This window comes from Patescibacteria group bacterium (genome assembly GCA_040387855.1).
Lineage (GTDB): Bacteria > Patescibacteriota > Minisyncoccia > Phycocordibacterales > JAKAEA01 > JAZKCY01.
In genome coordinates, this window is record JAZKCY010000001.1 from 113,079 (window position 1) to 131,978 (window position 18,900).

Annotated in this window: 28 protein-coding genes; 27 read left to right on the forward strand and 1 reads right to left on the reverse strand. The window is 41.8% G+C overall.

Annotation, left to right across the window (positions count from 1 at the left end; genetic code table 11):
* Window positions 1-40: 40 nt before the first annotated feature.
* Window positions 41-868, reverse strand: a complete 828-nt coding sequence (locus V4519_00640; GenBank protein MES2436497.1) for a DUF1402 family protein — start codon at window positions 866-868, stop codon at window positions 41-43.
* A 71-nt stretch (window positions 869-939) separates the two neighbouring features.
* Between V4519_00640 and V4519_00645 the strand changes: the two genes are divergently transcribed.
* The 27 genes from V4519_00645 to secY all read left to right on the forward strand — a co-directional run bounded on the left by V4519_00645 (window position 940) and on the right by secY (window position 18,884).
* The gene (locus V4519_00645) at window positions 940-3,501 is read left to right on the forward strand and encodes a hypothetical protein (GenBank protein ID MES2436498.1); all 2,562 of its coding nucleotides are present in this window, start codon (window positions 940-942) and stop codon (window positions 3,499-3,501) included.
* Window positions 3,502-3,686: 185 nt separating this feature from the next.
* Complete coding sequence (gene tuf / locus V4519_00650; protein MES2436499.1) at window positions 3,687-4,880, forward strand: elongation factor Tu; 1,194 nt, start codon at window positions 3,687-3,689, stop codon at window positions 4,878-4,880.
* Window positions 4,881-4,933: 53 nt separating this feature from the next.
* Window positions 4,934-5,296: a 30S ribosomal protein S10 gene (gene rpsJ / locus V4519_00655; protein ID MES2436500.1), complete on the forward strand. Its 363-nt coding sequence runs from the start codon at window positions 4,934-4,936 to the stop codon at window positions 5,294-5,296.
* A gap of 22 nt (window positions 5,297-5,318) precedes the next feature.
* Window positions 5,319-5,939 carry a 50S ribosomal protein L3 gene (gene rplC, locus V4519_00660; GenBank protein MES2436501.1) on the forward strand — a complete coding sequence of 207 codons (621 nt, stop codon included), beginning with the start codon at window positions 5,319-5,321 and terminating at the stop codon, window positions 5,937-5,939.
* A gap of 20 nt (window positions 5,940-5,959) precedes the next feature.
* The gene (gene rplD / locus V4519_00665; GenBank protein ID MES2436502.1) at window positions 5,960-6,613 is read left to right on the forward strand and encodes a 50S ribosomal protein L4; all 654 of its coding nucleotides are present in this window, start codon (window positions 5,960-5,962) and stop codon (window positions 6,611-6,613) included.
* A gap of 11 nt (window positions 6,614-6,624) precedes the next feature.
* The gene (locus V4519_00670; protein MES2436503.1) at window positions 6,625-6,996 is read left to right on the forward strand and encodes a 50S ribosomal protein L23; all 372 of its coding nucleotides are present in this window, start codon (window positions 6,625-6,627) and stop codon (window positions 6,994-6,996) included.
* Window positions 6,997-7,043: 47 nt separating this feature from the next.
* A complete protein-coding gene (gene rplB, locus V4519_00675; protein MES2436504.1) occupies window positions 7,044-7,895 on the forward strand; it encodes a 50S ribosomal protein L2 in 852 nt (283 codons plus the stop codon).
* 128 nt (window positions 7,896-8,023) lie between these two features.
* Entirely contained in the window at window positions 8,024-8,935 is a 912-nt protein-coding gene (locus V4519_00680; protein MES2436505.1) for an MYG1 family protein, read from the forward strand.
* 63 nt (window positions 8,936-8,998) lie between these two features.
* On the forward strand, window positions 8,999-9,946 hold the full coding sequence (locus V4519_00685) for a hypothetical protein (GenBank protein MES2436506.1): 948 nt from the start codon (window positions 8,999-9,001) through the stop codon (window positions 9,944-9,946).
* 8 nt (window positions 9,947-9,954) lie between these two features.
* Window positions 9,955-10,404 (forward strand): AAA family ATPase, encoded by a 450-nt coding sequence (locus V4519_00690; protein MES2436507.1) that lies wholly within the window; start codon window positions 9,955-9,957, stop codon window positions 10,402-10,404.
* Between the two features lie 84 nt (window positions 10,405-10,488).
* Complete coding sequence (locus tag V4519_00695) at window positions 10,489-11,172, forward strand: hypothetical protein (protein MES2436508.1); 684 nt, start codon at window positions 10,489-10,491, stop codon at window positions 11,170-11,172.
* A gap of 176 nt (window positions 11,173-11,348) precedes the next feature.
* Window positions 11,349-11,702, forward strand: coding sequence for a 30S ribosomal protein S19 (gene rpsS / locus V4519_00700; protein MES2436509.1), 354 nt, complete (start codon window positions 11,349-11,351; stop codon window positions 11,700-11,702).
* Window positions 11,703-11,707: 5 nt separating this feature from the next.
* Window positions 11,708-12,070, forward strand: a complete 363-nt coding sequence (gene rplV / locus V4519_00705; GenBank protein ID MES2436510.1) for a 50S ribosomal protein L22 — start codon at window positions 11,708-11,710, stop codon at window positions 12,068-12,070.
* 3 nt (window positions 12,071-12,073) lie between these two features.
* A complete protein-coding gene (gene rpsC, locus V4519_00710) occupies window positions 12,074-12,730 on the forward strand; it encodes a 30S ribosomal protein S3 (GenBank protein ID MES2436511.1) in 657 nt (218 codons plus the stop codon).
* A gap of 9 nt (window positions 12,731-12,739) precedes the next feature.
* Window positions 12,740-13,165, forward strand: coding sequence for a 50S ribosomal protein L16 (gene rplP / locus V4519_00715; GenBank protein MES2436512.1), 426 nt, complete (start codon window positions 12,740-12,742; stop codon window positions 13,163-13,165).
* A gap of 55 nt (window positions 13,166-13,220) precedes the next feature.
* Entirely contained in the window at window positions 13,221-13,403 is a 183-nt protein-coding gene (rpmC, locus tag V4519_00720) for a 50S ribosomal protein L29 (GenBank protein ID MES2436513.1), read from the forward strand.
* A gap of 4 nt (window positions 13,404-13,407) precedes the next feature.
* Window positions 13,408-13,671, forward strand: coding sequence for a 30S ribosomal protein S17 (rpsQ, locus tag V4519_00725; GenBank protein MES2436514.1), 264 nt, complete (start codon window positions 13,408-13,410; stop codon window positions 13,669-13,671).
* Between the two features lie 10 nt (window positions 13,672-13,681).
* Window positions 13,682-14,056 (forward strand): 50S ribosomal protein L14, encoded by a 375-nt coding sequence (gene rplN / locus V4519_00730; GenBank protein MES2436515.1) that lies wholly within the window; start codon window positions 13,682-13,684, stop codon window positions 14,054-14,056.
* Window positions 14,057-14,067: 11 nt separating this feature from the next.
* Window positions 14,068-14,334, forward strand: a complete 267-nt coding sequence (gene rplX, locus V4519_00735) for a 50S ribosomal protein L24 (protein MES2436516.1) — start codon at window positions 14,068-14,070, stop codon at window positions 14,332-14,334.
* A gap of 5 nt (window positions 14,335-14,339) precedes the next feature.
* Window positions 14,340-14,924, forward strand: a complete 585-nt coding sequence (rplE, locus tag V4519_00740) for a 50S ribosomal protein L5 (protein MES2436517.1) — start codon at window positions 14,340-14,342, stop codon at window positions 14,922-14,924.
* Between the two features lie 57 nt (window positions 14,925-14,981).
* On the forward strand, window positions 14,982-15,167 hold the full coding sequence (locus V4519_00745) for a type Z 30S ribosomal protein S14 (GenBank protein MES2436518.1): 186 nt from the start codon (window positions 14,982-14,984) through the stop codon (window positions 15,165-15,167).
* Between the two features lie 30 nt (window positions 15,168-15,197).
* Window positions 15,198-15,584, forward strand: coding sequence for a 30S ribosomal protein S8 (rpsH, locus tag V4519_00750; GenBank protein ID MES2436519.1), 387 nt, complete (start codon window positions 15,198-15,200; stop codon window positions 15,582-15,584).
* A gap of 4 nt (window positions 15,585-15,588) precedes the next feature.
* Entirely contained in the window at window positions 15,589-16,116 is a 528-nt protein-coding gene (rplF, locus tag V4519_00755; protein MES2436520.1) for a 50S ribosomal protein L6, read from the forward strand.
* 5 nt (window positions 16,117-16,121) lie between these two features.
* The gene (rplR, locus tag V4519_00760) at window positions 16,122-16,472 is read left to right on the forward strand and encodes a 50S ribosomal protein L18 (protein ID MES2436521.1); all 351 of its coding nucleotides are present in this window, start codon (window positions 16,122-16,124) and stop codon (window positions 16,470-16,472) included.
* A gap of 6 nt (window positions 16,473-16,478) precedes the next feature.
* Window positions 16,479-17,165, forward strand: coding sequence for a 30S ribosomal protein S5 (locus tag V4519_00765; GenBank protein MES2436522.1), 687 nt, complete (start codon window positions 16,479-16,481; stop codon window positions 17,163-17,165).
* A gap of 7 nt (window positions 17,166-17,172) precedes the next feature.
* Window positions 17,173-17,613 carry a 50S ribosomal protein L15 gene (gene rplO / locus V4519_00770; protein ID MES2436523.1) on the forward strand — a complete coding sequence of 147 codons (441 nt, stop codon included), beginning with the start codon at window positions 17,173-17,175 and terminating at the stop codon, window positions 17,611-17,613.
* On the forward strand, window positions 17,610-18,884 hold the full coding sequence (gene secY, locus V4519_00775) for a preprotein translocase subunit SecY (GenBank protein MES2436524.1): 1,275 nt from the start codon (window positions 17,610-17,612) through the stop codon (window positions 18,882-18,884). Before rplO ends, secY begins: the two co-directional genes overlap by 4 nt.
* The last annotated feature ends 16 nt before the right edge of the window (window positions 18,885-18,900 follow it).

Here is an 18,900-nt window from a genome sequence, read left to right on the forward strand (position 1 = left end):
AAACCACTCTAAGCAAGTCTGCTAAGGGTGGTTTTTTGTATTAAAGAGCGGGGAAGTGCTCGTGTAATTCGCTTGAATAGTAAAATTCTTGGGCTAATCCGCCAAAACTATAAGTTTTACCTAAGATATCAAGCTCTGCGCCTCCAATTTTAGGAGATGCATTTGGCTTAGAGTGCGAAAAGCCTATATTATAAAGGGTACTTACTATTCCCGGATTAGTAGAAATATCAAAGTTGGCCTTTTCCCATTGAGTAATGACCTGTTTGTTATAAAGAGCTGCATAAAGATAGCTATAATACCTACTGTTTTCATCAATAATACGGCTAAAACGCTCTGTATTTATGTCATCTGTAGATGTTGCAGTAAAATCAAGTAGATTTTCATATGATGGCCCTAAATAATAAGGAGAACGTGTATTCTTAAGGTTTTGCTCTATATGTATGGCCGTTTCTTGTTTAATGCCCATCACACCCCACGAAAACTGGCTTTGGTTACCCAAAAGTTTCAAAGGAGCAAAAACAGACTTAAAAATCTCACGTTCTGTATGAAAAAGGCGTAACTGCTCTACGGCGAGCTCTGCTACAAGCAATCGAGGGCTTGTATTTGATGCTTTAGCGGCTTTATTTATAGATTCTTTATCGCGAATAACTGCTTCTTTAAATACCTTCCATTCATCACCTTCCGCCCATTGTGGGGTATTTTGTGATGTGGGTGTAGAAGATGAAGTTTTAAAAAAAGTATCTTGTTGATCAATAATGCTTTTTGAGTTTGTCCATTGCCATTTAACGGCGAAATATCCTGCAACGAGTACAAAACCAATGAGTGCAAAGAGGTACACAAGTATAATCCATATTTTTCTTATCCACATATTCAATAGTTGAGTTTCTTATTAGATGCTATGATTTTACTATTATACATAATCAGTTGAGAATATCTTTTATGAAAGCATTATTATCCCGCATAGGAATTAGCCTTCTCATATGCGCTTTTGTTGTTGGTCCACTTAATGTTGGGCAAGCACAAACTGTTGATGTACCAGCTCCCGTAGCTAGCTTTGTCACAATTCCAAGTGCTGTGCTTAGACTTGAATACAATAGTGCACAAATGGATCCTTCATTAGTTGCAACTTTTAAAATTATTGTTAACTCAGGATCTCAAGAAAGAAAAGTATATGAGACTGGTTTTGCAGATCAGCTTATATTTATGAAGACAGGTAATTGGGTAAATGCAAATTCATATAGTCGAACGGTAACTCCTCCAGCAAATGTTACAAAGACTCAAGACCAGTACGGAAGAACTATCTTTACTATTCCAGCAAATCAACAAGCAGAGTTTACACAAGTTACAAAATATAATCCGAAGCAGCTTTTTGCGGGAAGATACTATGCGAAGATTGCTAATGTGTATGCGCCAGCAAGTACTTCAGGTACCGATGACTATTTTTCTGCACCTGTAAATAAATCAAATGAAGTAACTATTGTTGGAGAAGTTTCTCCATACATTGATTTTGTTCATGTTGGTAACAATGCTGTGTCTATCAACGGTCAGCGTTTTGCTCGATTCGAAAATCAAGTATTAATTGATGGAGTAGTGCTCTACGGAAAACGACCTTCATTAGGAAATAAAGGAGCAGCTGTTTCATTTAATTATGTAGGAGCAAAGCTTACGCCTGGACGTCATTCTATTGCAATCAATCATCCAGTGACCGGAAGAAGTAATACTATGTGGTTTGAAATTCCTGGAACAGTACCTACTAATCCTACAATACCGGGATGTCCTACAGGAGCGATGTATAATTCTCTTACAGGTGCTCCTTGCGTGCCTTCTACAACAGGTGTAATTACAGTAAGTCTTGATGCAGGTACTCCTTCAATAACAACTCACACAGTACATTCAGTATATGGCGCACAAGGTGTAGAAATGCAGAAGTTTGCAGCACGAGCTGTAAATGCTGATACAAAATTTATTTCTACAGGTGTTAGCTTCACGGGAGAGATTCCAACTGCTGTGTATCTCTATGATGGAAATACTCTTATTGATTCACGATCAGGAGCAGCAAACGTTACATTTAATTTCCCTACATCAAACATTGTAATTGCAAAAGATACAACTCGAGTATTCACTATTAAAGCAGATTTTGCTCCTACTACAGCAAATGGAGCTACATCAAAAAGTGTAGTTACGTCAGCACAATATTTAAGTGATACAATCATTACGATCCCTACTGCTGGAGTGACTGGAAATGTACAAAACTTTACAAGTTCAACAACTGGATCACAGGCAAATCTTACCTTTGTATCTGGAACTGCTTCAACATTAACAAGTATATCAACAGGTGAGACAAGTGCAGTTACAGGTACAATTGCATTTAAAGTAAAGCCTGTAGGAGGATCAGCTGCAATTCCTTCAACATCTGATTTTGAATTAAAACTTAATTCTTCAGCATATTCTCCAATCACAATTACAAACAAGACCGTCACTATGACGAGTGCAACTGGAGCTGCAACGGGAAGTATTCTCGCTGAAGGAAGTGAATACACAATTCAGGTAACTGGTGTAATTCAACCTTTTGCAATCCCTGTGACTGGTATCTCAACCGGATATTTTTCTCTCACAAGTACAAAGTTTACTGTTGGTGGAACTGTGGTAACTCAAACATCAGGACTCGAAAACTTTAAGACAAATAGTGTAACTGTTGTAAAATCAGGACCAATGCCAGAATCTTCTGTCACTGTTTTTTCACCAAATGGAGGTGAGAGTATAAATGGCAATACATCATTCGCAATCAAGTTTAAACCTATACCCGGAGTTCAACACTTTGTAAATCTTATTGATGAATCAAATTCACCAAGTAATAAGGAGTATGATTTAAGATACTCTAATGGAAATGCTGTCATGGGGGAAACAACAGAACAGCAAACCTTTGTTGCTATTGTACCTCCTGGTTATAATATTACATCAGGAAATAAATTTAAGATTGAAGTTTGCGCAAATTTCAAATGTGATAAAAGTAATGAGTATTTTACTTTTACAACATCAAATGTAACTCCAGCACCTACAACTCCTACTATCACAGGTTACAGTTTGATTAATGCTGATACAGATCAAGTAATCGCTGGGTATGAAACTATCAGCAATGGGGTCACACTAAATCTTGCAACACTTCCTACAAAAAATCTCAACATCCGAGCAAATGTTGCCGGAGGAACTGCAAGTGTTAAATTCACCACATCAGGTGCACAGTCATCAACCTATACAGAGAGTGGAGCGCCATTTGCTCTAAAAGGCGATACCAATGGTAATTATCTCCCTTGGACACCTATTGCTGGCACATACACTGTTATAGCTACTCCTTACAGCAAAATAAGCGCTCAGGGCACAGCTGGAACCGCGGTAGCACTTACATTTAAGGTTGTAACTTCAACTACTACTGCTGCTGACTATAGTTTCAGCGAACAAGTGGCAAATATTGTGAATGCTCTCAATAATTTGTTTAGATAAATTTTAGCTAGAATCTAAAGTTTGAAAGGCTCGTCTTTAAAGACGAGCTTTTCATTTGACATTATTTCCTGTTCTGCTACTATGAGACCTATCGCATTTTTGCGTCGTTTTTTGTATCTATCTTGGACAGTTTGGATGCAAAAGAATTAATAGTTAGTTCATTTATTACTTAATTTAATAATTTTATGGCAGAAGTATTCGATCGCTCAAAACCACACGTTAACGTGGGTACTATCGGACACGTTGACCACGGAAAGACAACTCTTACCGCGGCTATTCTTAACGTGCTCGGTCTTTCAGGACAGACAGTTAAGATGAAGAACGTTAATGATATCGACTCAGCGCCTGAAGAAAAGGCACGAGGTATTACTATTGCGCTCTCACACAATGAGTACTCAACAGTAAATCGACATTACGCTCACATTGATGCTCCAGGTCACGCCGACTACATCAAGAACATGATTACTGGTGCCGCTCAAATGGACGGTGCTATCCTTGTAGTAGCAGCAACTGACGGAGTTATGCCACAGACACGAGAACACATTCTTCTTGCTCACCAGGTGGGTGTACCTAAGATTATCGTGTTCCTCAACAAAGTAGACATGGTTGATGACCAGGATCTTATTGACCTTGTTGAAGAAGAAGTCCGAGATCTTCTTACAAAAAATGATTACGACGGCAAAAATACTCCTATTATCCGAGGTTCAGGCCTTAAGGCTCTTGAAGCAAAGGATATTAATGATGAATGGGCACAGAAAGTTCTAGAACTTACAAAGACTTTGGATGAATTCATCCCTGTTCCTGTTCGAGACACAGAAAAGCCTTTCCTTATGCCAGTAGAAGACATCTTCTCTATTGAAGGACGAGGAACTGTGGTTACTGGAAAAATTGAACGAGGAATGATTAAGGTTGGAGAAGACGTAGAAATCGTTGGACTCAAGCCTACAGCAAAGACAACTGTTACTGGTATCGAAATGTTCAACAAGCAGTTGAATGAAGGTATGGCAGGAGACAATGCCGGAATTCTCGTTCGAGGTCTTAAGAAAGAAGACATCACTCGAGGTCAGGTTCTTGCTAAGCCAGGATCTGTAGTTCCTCATACAGACTTCGAAGCAGAAGTATACATCTTGAAGAAAGAAGAAGGAGGTCGACACACTCCATTCTTTACAGGATACAAGCCACAGTTCTACATCCGAACAACTGACGTTACTGGAGAAGTAACACTCGCAGAAGGAGTAGAAATGGTTATGCCAGGAGATACAGTTACCTTTAAGGTAAAGCTTGTAGCACCAGTTGCTCTTGAAAACAACACACGATTTGCTATCCGAGAAGGAGGAAAGACTGTGGGAGCGGGAGTTGTAACAAAGATCGTAGCATAAGTATAGGTTCGAGTTTCATATCGAAACTTGAAGTTCATTAACAACAAAGCATCATGACTGAAGCAACGACAAAAAAAACATCCCGAAAAGCAGCACCTAAGAAAGATGGTATTCAGCGACTACGTATTCGCGTACGAGCCTACGAATACAAGATTCTCGATGTATCTGTAAAACAAATTATGGATACAGCACTTCGTTATGATGCTCAGGTTGTTGGACCTATTCCACTTCCTACAGAAATCAAGAAGTACACCGTGAACCGATCTGCATTCGTATATAAGAACGCGCGAGAGCAGTTTGAAATGCGAACTCACAAGCGATTGATTGATATTATCAATCCTTCAGCTAAGATCATTGAATCTCTTACCAACCTCAACTTGCCATCTGGCGTCAATATCGACGTTAAGATTATCTAAGGAGAGCTGTAAATAAACCGACATGAAATTTATTCTAGGAATAAAACAGAATATGACACAGCTCTTCAATACTGAGGGCAAGGTGCAGCCAGTAACAATCCTTTCAACAGGACCTGCTACTGTAACTCAAGTGAAGACACCAGAAACTGATGGTTATAAGGCTATTCAGGTTGGTTTTGGTGAGCGACACGAAAAGAATATCAACAAAGCTCAGAAAGGACATTTCAAAACTCTTGGAAATTTCCGATACGTAAAGGAATTTCGAATTAAGGGTGATGCTGCTCCTACATTTAATGTTGGAGACAAGATTGATCTTGCATCTTTCAAAGAAGGTGATGTTGTTACTATCTCAGCTGTTACAAAAGGTAAAGGTTTCCAGGGTGTAGTGAAGCGACACGGATTCGGTGGAGGTCCACGATCACACGGTCAGAAGCACTCTGAACGAGAGCCAGGATCTATTTCTGGAGGAACTCGAAACGGAGGACGTGTGCCCCTAGGTATGCGAATGGCAGGCCGAATGGGATCTGATCGCGTTACTATTAAGAATCTCAAAATTGCTCAGATCAATGCTGAAGCAGGTTTGATTGCACTTCAAGGAGCAATCCCAGGTCGACGAGGTACTCTTGTTGAAATCCGAGGATAATCTTTCTCTAATCAAAATTTATGAAAACAAAAATTTACAACATAAAAGGCGAAGAGAAAGGTGACTTCACACTTCCTGAAGATATCTTTTCTACTCCGTGGAATGCTGACTTAGTTCACCAAGTTGTGACATCTATGATGTCTAATGCACGAAATCCTATTGCTCATGCAAAGACTCGAGCAGAAGTACGAGGAGGAGGTAAGAAGCCTTGGCAGCAGAAAGGTCTTGGTCGCGCACGACACGGTTCTACTCGATCACCTATCTGGGTAGGTGGAGGTGTTGCACACGGACCACGAAATGATAAGAACTTTGATCGAAAGATCAATCGAAAGATGAAAGCAAAGGCTCTCTTTGCAATCCTTTCAAAGAAATTTAAGGACAATGAAATTCTTTTTGTTGATTCACTTGAATTAGCAGCTCCAAAGACAACTGAAGCTCTTACTGTTATGAAGTCACTAAGTGGTATCAAGGGATACGAGCGACTTACACAGAAGCGAACAAATGCAGCATTTATCGCCCTTCCTGGAAAGAGTGTTGCAACTGAAAAGAGTTTCAATAACTTTGGAAACGTAGAAGTAGGAGATGTACGAAATCTCAATCCTCTCCATGTATTGAATTATAAATTCCTAGTGATTGCTAATCCAGAAGAATCTCTTAAAACTCTCACTAAATAATTACTACAAACATGGCATTATTTGGATCAAAAAAGAAAACAGAAGCAAAGAAAGACGTAGCTGAAACAAAAGCAGTTGCAACAGTTGATGCTACTCGAGTTGGATCACGAAGTCTTTCTCACATCATTAAGCGACCTCGAATTACAGAAAAAGCTTCTGTAATGTCAGAACTTGGAGTATATACATTTGAAGTATCATCAGATTCAACAAAGAAAACTATTGCTGAAGCTGTAAAGGGACTCTACAATGTAACTCCTGTTAAAGTGACAGTTTCATCTGTACCTGCAAAGAAGGTCTTTGTACGAGGAAAGTGGGGGATCAAGAAGGGAGCAAAGAAGGCATATGTGTTCCTTAAGAAAGGAGACACTATCGAGTTTGTATAATAATAAAAACCTAAGGGACCAGGACACCCGATATACCTGCGAACACCATGAAAACATACCGACCAACAACAAAATCACGCCGAAATATGACCTCCATCAACTATGGAGACTATTTAACAGCGTCAGAACCACAGAAGTCACTTACTCATGGTTTCAAGCGATCAGTAGGACGCAACCATCATGGTAAAGTAACAACTCGACATAAGGGTTCAGGCCACAAGCGACTCTATCGAGATGTTGATTTCTCATACAACAAGTATGAAATCCCTGCAAAGATTGCAACTATCGAATATGATCCAAACCGAACAGGATTTATTGCACTTGCAGTATATGCAGACGGAGAAAAGCGATACATTCTCGCTCCAAAATCAATGCGAGTAGGAGATACTTTCATTGTATCTGAGAAGGCAGATGTAAAGCCTGGAAACAGACTTCCATTAAGCAAAATCCCTGTAGGAACATTTGTATATAACGTAGAATTAAAGAAGAACGGAGGAGCAAAGATTGCTCGATCAGCAGGAAACTTCGTAGAAGTGATCGGTCATGATGCAGGATTTGCATTCATCAAAATGCCTTCAAGTGAAGTTCGACGAGTTGTTGATACAGGATTTGCATCAGTAGGAACCGTATCAAACGATGAAAACCGACTTGTTAATCTTGGAAAAGCGGGACGAAGTCGATGGTTGGGAATTCGACCAACAGTTCGAGGTACTGCCATGAACCCAGTAGACCACCCATACGGAGGAGGAGAAGGACGACAGGGACGAGGAACTCGACGAGCAAAGTCTGTATACGGAAAGCCAACAGGAAAGGGACAGAAGTCACGACGAGCAAAGAAGTACTCAAACGTCTTCATTGTTTCTCGACGAAAAGTTGGAAAGAAGAAGGACAACAAATAATACTCCATACAAAAATCCCCACCATCTGGTTGGGGTTTTTTGTTTGTTGACAAAACACAGAAATACTATATAACTACGCACAGAATCCAGCTCGCGTGAGTATGGAAGGGGAGACACATGTTTAAAACATGGGAGAACTCGTGAACGACAAGCTTCCGATTCGTTGGTCAGGCGAGAAGCTGGTGGCATGCACTCACAGCGGACGGTTTCATGGTGATGAAATCCATGCTGCCGGCGTCTTGGCTGCCCGCGGCATGGTTAACGAGTTTCGGCGGAGCCGAGACCCTGCAGTGCTCGCCACGTGTGATCTGCGTTTCGACGTGGGCTACATGTACGATTCAGCCACTATGGACTTCGACCACCATCAAGACGGTGGAGCCGGTGTTCGGGACAACGGTGTGCCGTATGCATCGGCCGGGCTTATCTGGGCTCACTTCGGCCATGAGTTGTGCAACGACGATGCCGAGGTACATGCAGAGGTCGACAGGATCCTGTTCCAGCCGATCGACGCACGGGATGTGGGCTACGACAAGCACATCAAGGCTGGCCAGGGGCTCGTCTACGGCATTTCCGACGACATCCGTCGTCGCAACCCGCCGCCGTTTAGTGACGTAAATTCGGACGCTGTCTTCTTAGAGGTGGTGGAGGAGGCCAGGCGTCGTATTGTCGCGGAAGTCGCACTCGTGACGACCGATCTCCGGATCATTCCTCCGTATATCGAGCGAATGCTCGCTGTTGCGGATACGCCGGGGCTGCTCGTGCTCGACATCGCCTACGACTGGCCCAAGGTTATGCAGAAGTACGCCCCGAACATCTCGGTGATCGTCTTTCCGAGCGAAGACGAGAGCGGCTGGAGAGTTCAGTCGGTCAACCTGCAGAAGAGACCGTTGCCTCGTTTATGGGCTGGCAAAAACGGCGCGGACATGGTGAAAGCCTCGGGTGTGGCAGACGCACAGTTCTGCAACGCTAAGGGTTATCTCGCCAGTGCCCAAAGCATGGAAGGCGCCGTGGCTTTAGCAGAAATCGTGCTTCGAATATAGGAGGAGATCGACTCGTCGGTCTTGCTCCTTTTTTTTATACCTCTACAGTGATACGATATATCTATGTTTACTACTATCTACATTCCCACAAGAATTCAAAACGATACTGCATCAGCAATTTTTATATTAAAGAAATATGGCCGAGAAAAATTTCCAGGGATTGAAAACGCAAAGATAGAAATTAGATCTGTTATACCTGTAGGTTTTACTGAAGAAGCTTTGGAAAAAGAGGGGATAGTACTTGTTGATATTGGAAAGGGTAAATTTGATCACCATGGCTCAGAAGTACAAATTACTTCAACCGATCTCGTATGTAAATTCTTGGGTGTTATAGATAATCCAGCATTAGAAAAGCTTCGAAAATATGTGGAGCGATGTGACTTTTTTGGTAAAGGCATTATTTCAAATGATCCATTAGATAGAGCTTTTGGATTGCCAGGGCTCCTTATAAATTTAAATAAAAAGCATAACTCAGAGCCAAATTCTGTGTACCCAATAATTGCCGAACTTTTTGATGCTCACGTTTTAGAAGAAGAACAGCGTACAGTAGGGTTACCAAAAGAAGTTGAAGAAAAAACCACAGCTGGATTGGTGGATATATTTAGCCTCAAGCATCATGGCAAAAATATTAAGTGCATCTATATTGCTTCAGATAATATCAGCCTTTCAGGATACCTTCGTTCTCAAATGGGCGGAGCATATGATGTTGCGATTATTCATATGAGCACAGGACATATAAATATTATGACTCGTCCTGCCAAGCGTGTTGATTTACATGCTCTCATTGCTGTCATACGCCGCTCAGAGCTTATGAAACGTGGTGACGTGAAGCTCTACACCAATGATCTTCTTTCTCAGACAGGCCGCTTTGATAAGGTCCCTCAGTGGTATTATGATCCTGCTACAAACTCACTTCAAAACGGAGGGATCAATCCAGGGCAAATAGAAAAGACTGTACTCTCTCGAAAAGAAATAATTGAATTGGTGAAAGTGGGATTGGGAGATAGATAATATTTTTTATGATTATAGAACCAGATCAGCACTATTATGAAAATGGGAAATATGTGTGGACTCCTGAAAAAAGGGCTGCTGCGTGGGAAAAATGTTTTACTGTTTTAGAACAAGAAGCGACATCTGGAAAATTTAAAAAGATAGTGATGCTTATTGGCATTCCAGGAGCAGGGAAGAGTACCTACACTAAAGCTCATGATAGTGAGTCTACTATTATATTTGATGGAGTCTTTGTAAATCCGAAAGAACGGGAACGAGCTATTACTATTGCACATTCAACAGGCCTTCCGATTGAAGGGGTGTGGCTTAATACACCTTTAGAAATATGTTTGGAAAGAAATGCTCAAAGAACTGATGATAGAAAGGTACGGGAGGATCATGTAACTATGATGTATGAGAATTTACAGAAAAATAAGCCTCGTTTAGAAGAGGGATATACGACATTTATAGAGCAATAAAGACACTTGACAATATATATAGCTGTGCTATAATATACACCGTACCAGTTCCGTCAGTTTTCACCTACTAGAAAGGGTCATTCCATGACCGCTTCGTCCACCCCCAGCGTCGCTTCCGCCAAGATCCTGATGTCCAGCCTCCGCACCGTGAACCGGTTCGTGCTGAACTTCCAGGTCGAGGGCCTGCGCCCGCCGAGCAACTTCCCGCCGATCCGCGAGTGCGCCCCCCTCACCACGGGGACCAAGGCGCCCAAGCAGGTCGAGCGCGGCGAGAAGCTCGTCGAGCGGACCCGCGAGGTCTGCTCGCTCGATGCCCCGAGCATCATCAGCGCCTGCTTTGACGCCGGCCTGATCTACTGCAAGATGCTCATGCTCCCCAAGGGTCCGCCCACGGTCAGCATGCGCTTCAAGCGGCAGACGGAGCAGACCGACGCGGTCGCCCCGAACGACGCCAACTACCTCACGACGGAGATCGAGACGATCTACGGTCCGTGGATGGTGATGCTCCAGGGCTCGCTCCGGCTCGACTGCAACTTCGACCCCTACGGGCTCACCGTGGAGGAGGAGGCCGAGTACCTGCGGAAGCGCTACCGGAACGCCGGCACGCACAACGCGACGGAGATCGAGCGCAAGGTCAAGCAAGAGGCCACGGGCACGCCGTACCTCCTGACCGGGACGCACTACGTCGAGGCCCTGCGGCTCACCCCGCCGGCCTACCACAGGCTGTTCGCCCACGAGGGTGCGCTCCTGCTCGACGGCGAGCTCTAGGTCGATGTTCGACCCAGCGTTTTGATGAACAATACCCCAAACTAGAAAGGTGAACAGGCCGATGCATAAACTGCATCGGCCTTTCACTTGGGAAAGATTTGACATGCTCCACACTTTCGTATAATATGTGACTCACGCTCTGAACTAGAGCTCTTTTGTTTCATATATATCTATCCATGGCACGATCACTCAAAAAAGGACCATACGTTGACGAAAAGCTTCTCAAGAAAATTGAGGGCAAAAAGCCACAGGCTACTGGGGTTATTAAGACCTGGGCACGTGCAAGTCAGATTTCACCAGAAATGGTAGGTTTTATCTTTGGCGTTCACAACGGTAAGGATCATATCGAAGTTTTGGTATCTGAAGAAATGGTGGGTCATCGTCTTGGTGAATTTTCTCCAACAAAGAAATTCCTACGACACGGAGGTAAGATGCAGAAGGAGCTTGAACAGAAAAAGAAGGAATCAGAAATTGCAGCAGCGCAATCTGCTAAGGCTGCAACAGCTGATGCCGGTGCTAAGAAAAAATAATTACTATGGCCAAGGTAACCGCAAAACTTTCAAATTATCGACAGTCAACCCGTAAGGTCCGCATCGTTGCAAACCTTGTCCGTGGTAAAAAAGCTACAGCAGCTGTAACTGAGCTCAATTTTCTTGCGAAACGTGCAGGGGATCCTCTTGCAAAGCTTATTGAGTCTGCTCTTGCAAATGCTAAGAATCTTAATATCGACAAGGAAAACCTTATTGTTAAGGAGATTCGAGTTGATCAGGGAGTAACTCTTCATCGATCAATGCCACGAGCACGAGGACGAGCATTTCCAATTAAGAAGCGATCAGCGCACGTAATGCTTACTCTAGAAGAGGCAGCACCAAAAGCATCTAAGAAGAAATCTAAATAATTTATGTCACACACCGTACATCCATATTCACATCGTTTAGGAATCTTGAGAGACTGGAAGTCTCGCTGGTTTGGAACTGATAAAAAGTTCCGAGACTTTCTAAAATGCGACGTTCTTCTTCGAGAATATCTTGTGAAGAAGCTACGAGGGATGTATGTAAGTGGTATCGAAATTGAACGAAACGAGAAGGCACTCCGTGTCATTATCAAAACCTCACGACCTGGAATGATTATTGGTCGAAGTGGAGAAAACTCAGTAAAGCTTAAGAACGACATTCAGAACTTTATCAAGAAACTTAAAGTTTCTATCACACAGGAACTCAAAGTAGATATTGAAGAAATAAAGTCACCTGAATCAAATGCTGCCATTGTAGGTATGATGGTTGCAGAAAGCTTAGAGAAACGACTTCCATTCCGACGAGTACTCAAGCAGACTGTTGAGAAAGTTATGGCAAATCGAGAAGTTCAAGGAGTGCGAGTAGCACTAGGAGGACGACTTGGTGGAGCTGAAATGGCACGATATGAAGAACTAAAGCGAGGTCGAATTCCTTTGCAAACATTGCGAGCGGATATTGATTTTGCACGAGAAAAGGCTCACATGACATACGGTGATATTGGTATCAAAGTATGGATCTATAAGGGCGACATATTTAAGAAATAATATACTGCCATGCAATTTTTCCCTAAAAAAGTACTACATAGAAAATGGCACGTAATGCGCCGAAATCCAAGTCGAGTAAAGATGGATACACGAGGCAATAAGCTTTCATTCGGATCATTTGGTATCAAAGCTGTTTCAGAACAGCGAGTAAAATCAAATCAGATTGAAGCTGCTCGAAAGGTGATCTCTCGATCACTTGGAAAGACTGGGAAGATTTGGGTTCGAATTTTCCCAGATATGCCATATACCCAGAAGCCTGCTGAAGTGAAGATGGGTAAGGGTAAAGGAGACCCAGTAGGATATCAGGTGCAAGTATGGCCTGGACGAGTACTCTTTGAAGTCGATGGTATCGATGAAAAGACAGCTCGAGAAGCTCTACGAAAGGCAGGAACAAAACTTCCTCTTAAAACAAAGGTAGTAAGTCGAGAAGGATAGTCGAATTTAGGAGCTACGATTGACTAATGTCAAAAAATAGCTAGAATCAACCACAATGTCATCATTTAATAAAACAAGTGCACAAGATCTTCAGAAAACTCTCGTTGAGAAACGAAAGGCTCTTCAATCTTTTCGATTCAACCTTTCAGGTTCAAAGACTCGAAATGTAAAAGAAGGACGAGGAATAAAGAAAGAAATTGCACAAATTCTCACTGCTCTTAACGCGCGAAACGCATAAGTTTATGACACACGAACACACAACAAAAGCAAAGACACTTGAAGGAGTTGTTTCATCAGATAAGATGAAGGATACTGTCGTGGTTGTCGTAGAACGATATGTAAAGCACCCAAAGTACCAGAAATTCGTACAGTCACGAAAGAAGTATAAGGTGCACGACGAAGGCAATAAGGCAAAAGTAGGGGACAAAGTGGTTATTATTGGAACACGACCTATTTCACGACATAAGTCTTTCCGAATTTTAGAAATAAAGTCAGCGCAGCAATAGCAAAACGTATATGATACAGCCCCGCTCAATAGTTAAAATAGCCGACAACACAGGTGCCAAGATTGGCCGAATTTTCAAAGTACTTGGATCTTCAAAAAAGCGCTATGCGGAAATTGGCGATATCGTGGTTCTTTCTGTGCAAAAGGCTGAACCTCGAAAGTCAGTTAAGAAGAAAGATGTATTAAAAGCTGTTGTTGTGCGACAGAAGAAAGCATTTCGACGAGAAGATGGTTCATACATCCGATTCGATGAAAACGCAGTTGTAATTATTAACCAGACCAAGAAAGAGTACGGTGCAGTAGGAACCCGAGTTTTCGGACCAGTGCCACGAGAACTTTCTGGAAAATTCCAAGCAGTAATTTCATTAGCACCTGAAGTGCTCTAATATTCAAATATATGCAGATCAAATCAGGAGATAATGTAATAGTGCTTACCGGTAAGGACAAAGGAAAGTCTGGAAAGGTAGTTAAGGCATTCCCAAAGGAAGACAAAGTTCTTATTGAGGGAGTAAATATCAAAAAGCGCCACAAGCGAGCAACTCGCCAAGGACAAAAAGGTCAAATTGTTGAAATGCCTCATCCAATTCATGTTTCAAACGTGAAAAAGGCTGATGATGCTAAGCCAAAGAAGACTACTAAGAAGGCTAAAGCTGAAACTAAATAAATATCATGAAGTCTGTTAAGGAAAAAAATAATACATCATTCGATGCCCTCAAGGGATCTTTCGGATACAAAAATAAGATGCAGTCACCACGATTGGTGAAGGTAGTTGTATCTTCAGGTATTGGTTCTCAGAAAGATAAAAAGAAGATTGAGCTTATTGCTGATCGACTAGGAAAAATTACAGGTCAGAAAGCTGCTCCACGAGGTGCGAAGCAATCAATTTCAAACTTTAAGAGCCGACAGGGAGATACCGTTGGGTATCAAATGACACTACGAGGACAGCGAATGTTTGATTTCCTCGATAGATTCTTAAATGTTGCGCTTCCTCGAACACGAGACTTCCGAGGAATTTCAGCACGGGGAATTGATGATATGGGTAATTATACCGTAGGAATCAAAGAGCATACTATCTTCCCAGAAACAACTGATGAAGATGTAAAGGATGTGTTTGGTTTGGCGGTTACTGTAGTAACCACATCAGACAATAAGAAGGAAACAAAGGCTTTTCTTGATTTCTTAGGTTTCCCATTCAAGAAGGCTGAGAACGACGTTAAGGAAGCAAAGGAAGCTAAGAAAAAAGACAAAAAATAGTATACAAGGCAGAACGTTGACCACAACAACATTTTCTGCTAGTATTTCATTCACTTTATGGCAAAGACATCCGTTATAGCACGATCACAAAAACCACCAAAATTTAGCACACGAATTGTTCGTCGATGTTTCCGTTGCGGACGAAAGCGCGGGTACATGAGAGAGTTTGATATGTGCCGAATCTGTTTCCGTGAATTGGCAAACGAAGGAATGATTCCAGGCGTTAAGAAATCATCTTGGTAATACTGTAACTGTACTGATTCAAATAAATTTATGGACACAATCTCAGATTTAATAATTCGAATAAAAAATGCAAGCGATGTAGAAAAGGAAACTGTTTCAGTTCCGTTCTCAAAGCTCAAACTCGCTATTGTAGATCTTCTTGAAAAAGAAGGATTTGTTAAAAATAGTACAAAGCGAGGAAAGAAAGTGCAGAAGTCACTTGAGATTGGTCTTATCTATGATCAGTATGGTCCTCGAGTAAAAGGGGTACAGCGAGTATCACATCTTTCAAAGCGAATGTATGGAGGTGTTAAAGATTTGAAATCTGTTAAGCAAGGACACGGAGTACTTGTACTCACAACTCCTAAGGGAATTATGACTGACGCTGAGGCTCGAAAGCAGAAGGTGGGAGGTGAGCTTCTCTTTAAAATCTGGTAATTATATGTCACGAATCGGCAAAAAAATAATAGAAATTCCTGAAAAGACTGAAGTCACCGTAGCCGGTGGTAAAGTTACTGTAAAAGGACCAAAAGGAACACTTGAAAAAGAGTTTGGATCTTTTGTTGAAGTAAAAGTTGTAGATAAAACTGTGGTAATTGAACCAAAGAAATCTGCACCAGAGGCTTTTTGGGGAACATACGCTTCTCATATTACAAATATGGTAAAGGGTGTAACAGAAGGTTTTACTAAGAAACTTATCCTTGAAGGAATTGGATATAAAGCCGATGTAAAGGGAACTGATTTGGTGATGGCTCTTGGATTTTCTCATCCAGTAAAGATGGCAATCCCTACTACCTTGAAAGTAACCTCAGATAAAGGTATTGTAACTGTAACAGGTGCAAATAAAGAAGAAGTAGGACAATTTGCAGCAGTTGTTCGAGCTTGGAAGAAGCCAGAACCATATAAAGGTAAAGGGTTCCGATATGAAGATGAAGTTATTCGTCGAAAGGTAGGTAAGAAGTCTGCATAACATTTATGAATAAGAGCACTATTAAATACGAAAAAAGAGCACGACGACACGGACGTATCCGAGCGAAAATTTCTGGTACCCAGGAAAAACCTCGAATTTCAGTGTATAAGTCTAACAAGCAGGTATATGCTCAGATCATTAATGATGATCTAGGTACTACTCTTGCAGCAGCTTCAACTCAGAAGGTTGCTGGAAAGGGAATGCTTGAAAAAGCAAAGGCTGCAGGTATGGAACTTGCAAAGCTTGCTCTTAGCAAAAACATTTCAAAAGTAGTTTTTGATCGAGGAGGTTTTATTTACACTGGTCAGATTAAAGCGTTTGCTGAAGGAGCACGCGAAGGAGGACTTTCATTCTAAATATATATGTCAGAAGAACAGAAACAACCTAATACACCCGCAACACCAAATACACAAGCAGAGTTTGGAACCTCTTCAGGTGTTCACAATGCTCAGGGTGCTCGACCTCCACAGCGAGGTCCTCGACGAGATGGACCTACTTCAGCAGGTGGACGACCAGATTTCAAAAAGAATCCTCGACGATTTGCAGGACGACCTGAAAAACAGAAGCCTGAATATGATCAGAAGATCATTGATATCCGACGAGTAGCCCGAGTGGTTGCTGGAGGACGACGATTTAGTTTCTCAGTAGCGCTCGTTATTGGAGACCGAAAAGGTAAAGTAGGAGTAGGACTTGGAAAAGCGGGGGATACAGCACTTGCTATTGAAAAGGCTATGAAGAGTGCAAAAAAGAAACTCGTAAAGATTCCTATGACAAAGACTATGTCTATTCCTTATGAGACTACCGCAAAGTTTTCTTCATCAGTTGTAGTTCTTACTCCAGCTCCTGGACGAGGAATTGTAGCAGGAAGTTCTGTTCGAAGTATTATCGAGCTTGCAGGACTTAAGGATATTGGAGCAAAGCTTCGCTCAGGTTCAAAGAACCGATTAAACAATGCCCGAGCAACTATTCATGCATTGAAGAGTCTTACCCCACATCGAAAAGTAATTATGGCTCAGCAGGGACGTGGAGCAAAGGTAGAAGCTAAATAAAACTATCATGCAGATTCATCAGTTAAAAAGAAAAACAGAAAATAAAAAGCGCATGATTGTTGCGCGAGGAGGTAAGCGTGGAAAAACAGCTGGCCGAGGTACAAAAGGTCAAAAAGCACGAGCAGGACGAAAGATTCGACCTGAAATGCGAGATATCATCAAGAAGATTCCTAAAATGCGAGGACGTGGTAAGAACAGCAACGTAAGTATTTACGAGCGAGATACTCCTGTAAATATCGTTGCTATTGAGGCAGCATTTGCAAACGGTGATACGGTAACTCAGGCTACACTTTTGGAAAAGGGGATTATTTCTATTCGAAATGGTAAAATGCCTACAGTAAAGATTCTCGGTATTGGAGATCTTACAAAGAAGCTCACTTTTAAAGATCTAGCAGTGTCTGCATCAGTAAAGGCAAAGATTGAAAAAGCTGGCGGAAACATTTCATGAACTCACTCTGGTCAAAATTAAGATTAATTATAGGAGACAAGGTACTACGACGAAGGATTTTTATAACCCTTGGTCTTCTTGTCGTATTTAGATTACTTTCAGTTATTCCAATTCCTGGTATTGATACACTTCGATTAAACTCACTCTTTGCTGGAAACCAGCTTCTCGGATTCTTAAACATCTTCTCTGGAGGTAGTTTGTCAAACCTTTCAATTGTGATGCTTGGAGTTGGTCCTTACATTACTGCATCTATTATCATGCAGTTGTTGACCTTGATGTCTCCTCGATTGAAGACAATGTACCAAGAAGAAGGTGTTGCAGGACGAATGAAGTTTGCTCAGTACTCACGAATGCTTTCTATTCCGCTTGCACTTATCCAAGGTTTTGCATTCCTTACTCTTTTTGAACGACAGGGTGTTATCGATACATTGACCGTATTTGATATGATTCGAAACCTCATGATTATCACAGGAGGATCAGTATTCCTTATGTGGCTTGGAGAACGAATCAGTGAATTCGGTATTGGAAACGGAGTATCTCTCCTTATCTTCGGAGGTATCATTGCTGCATTGCCATTAAGTGTCACACAAATTGCATACCAGTTTGATCAGTCACAACTTCCTGTGTACATAGCACTTCTTATTGCTGCTGTAGCTATGATCTATGCGATTGTTGTTATCACTGAAGCAGAACGTCCAATTCCAGTAACCTATGCTAAGCGAGTGCGAGGTAATAAGGTATATGGAGGTGTTTCAACCTATCTTCCATTACGACTCAATCAGGCTGGGGTTATTCCAATTATCTTTGCGATGTCATTGCTGTTGTTGCCACAAGTAATCTTCCGATTCTTGGCTCAGGTAGACAATGCAACTGTTCAGGCCGCATCTCGATGGGTTGATACGACTCTTCAAAATCAGTGGGTATATGCAAGTATTTACTTTATTCTTATCTTTGCATTTACCTACTTCTACACAGCAGTAACCTTTGATCCTCAGAGTCTCTCAACCAATCTTCAGAAAAATGGTGCATTTGTTCCAGGAGTGCGACCAGGACAATCAACAGCGGTATACATGTCTCGAATGTTGACTCGTCTTACAGCTTTCGGAGCACTCTTCCTCGCAATCATTGCTGTGGTGCCCCTCATTGTTCAAGGTCTTGTACCAAGTGCTTCATCGATTGCAATTGGAGGTACGGGATTACTCATCGTTGTATCAGTAGTTATTGATCTCATCAAAAAGACCGAAGCTCAGGTATCAATGAAAGAATACTAATTCAAAAAACCTCTTC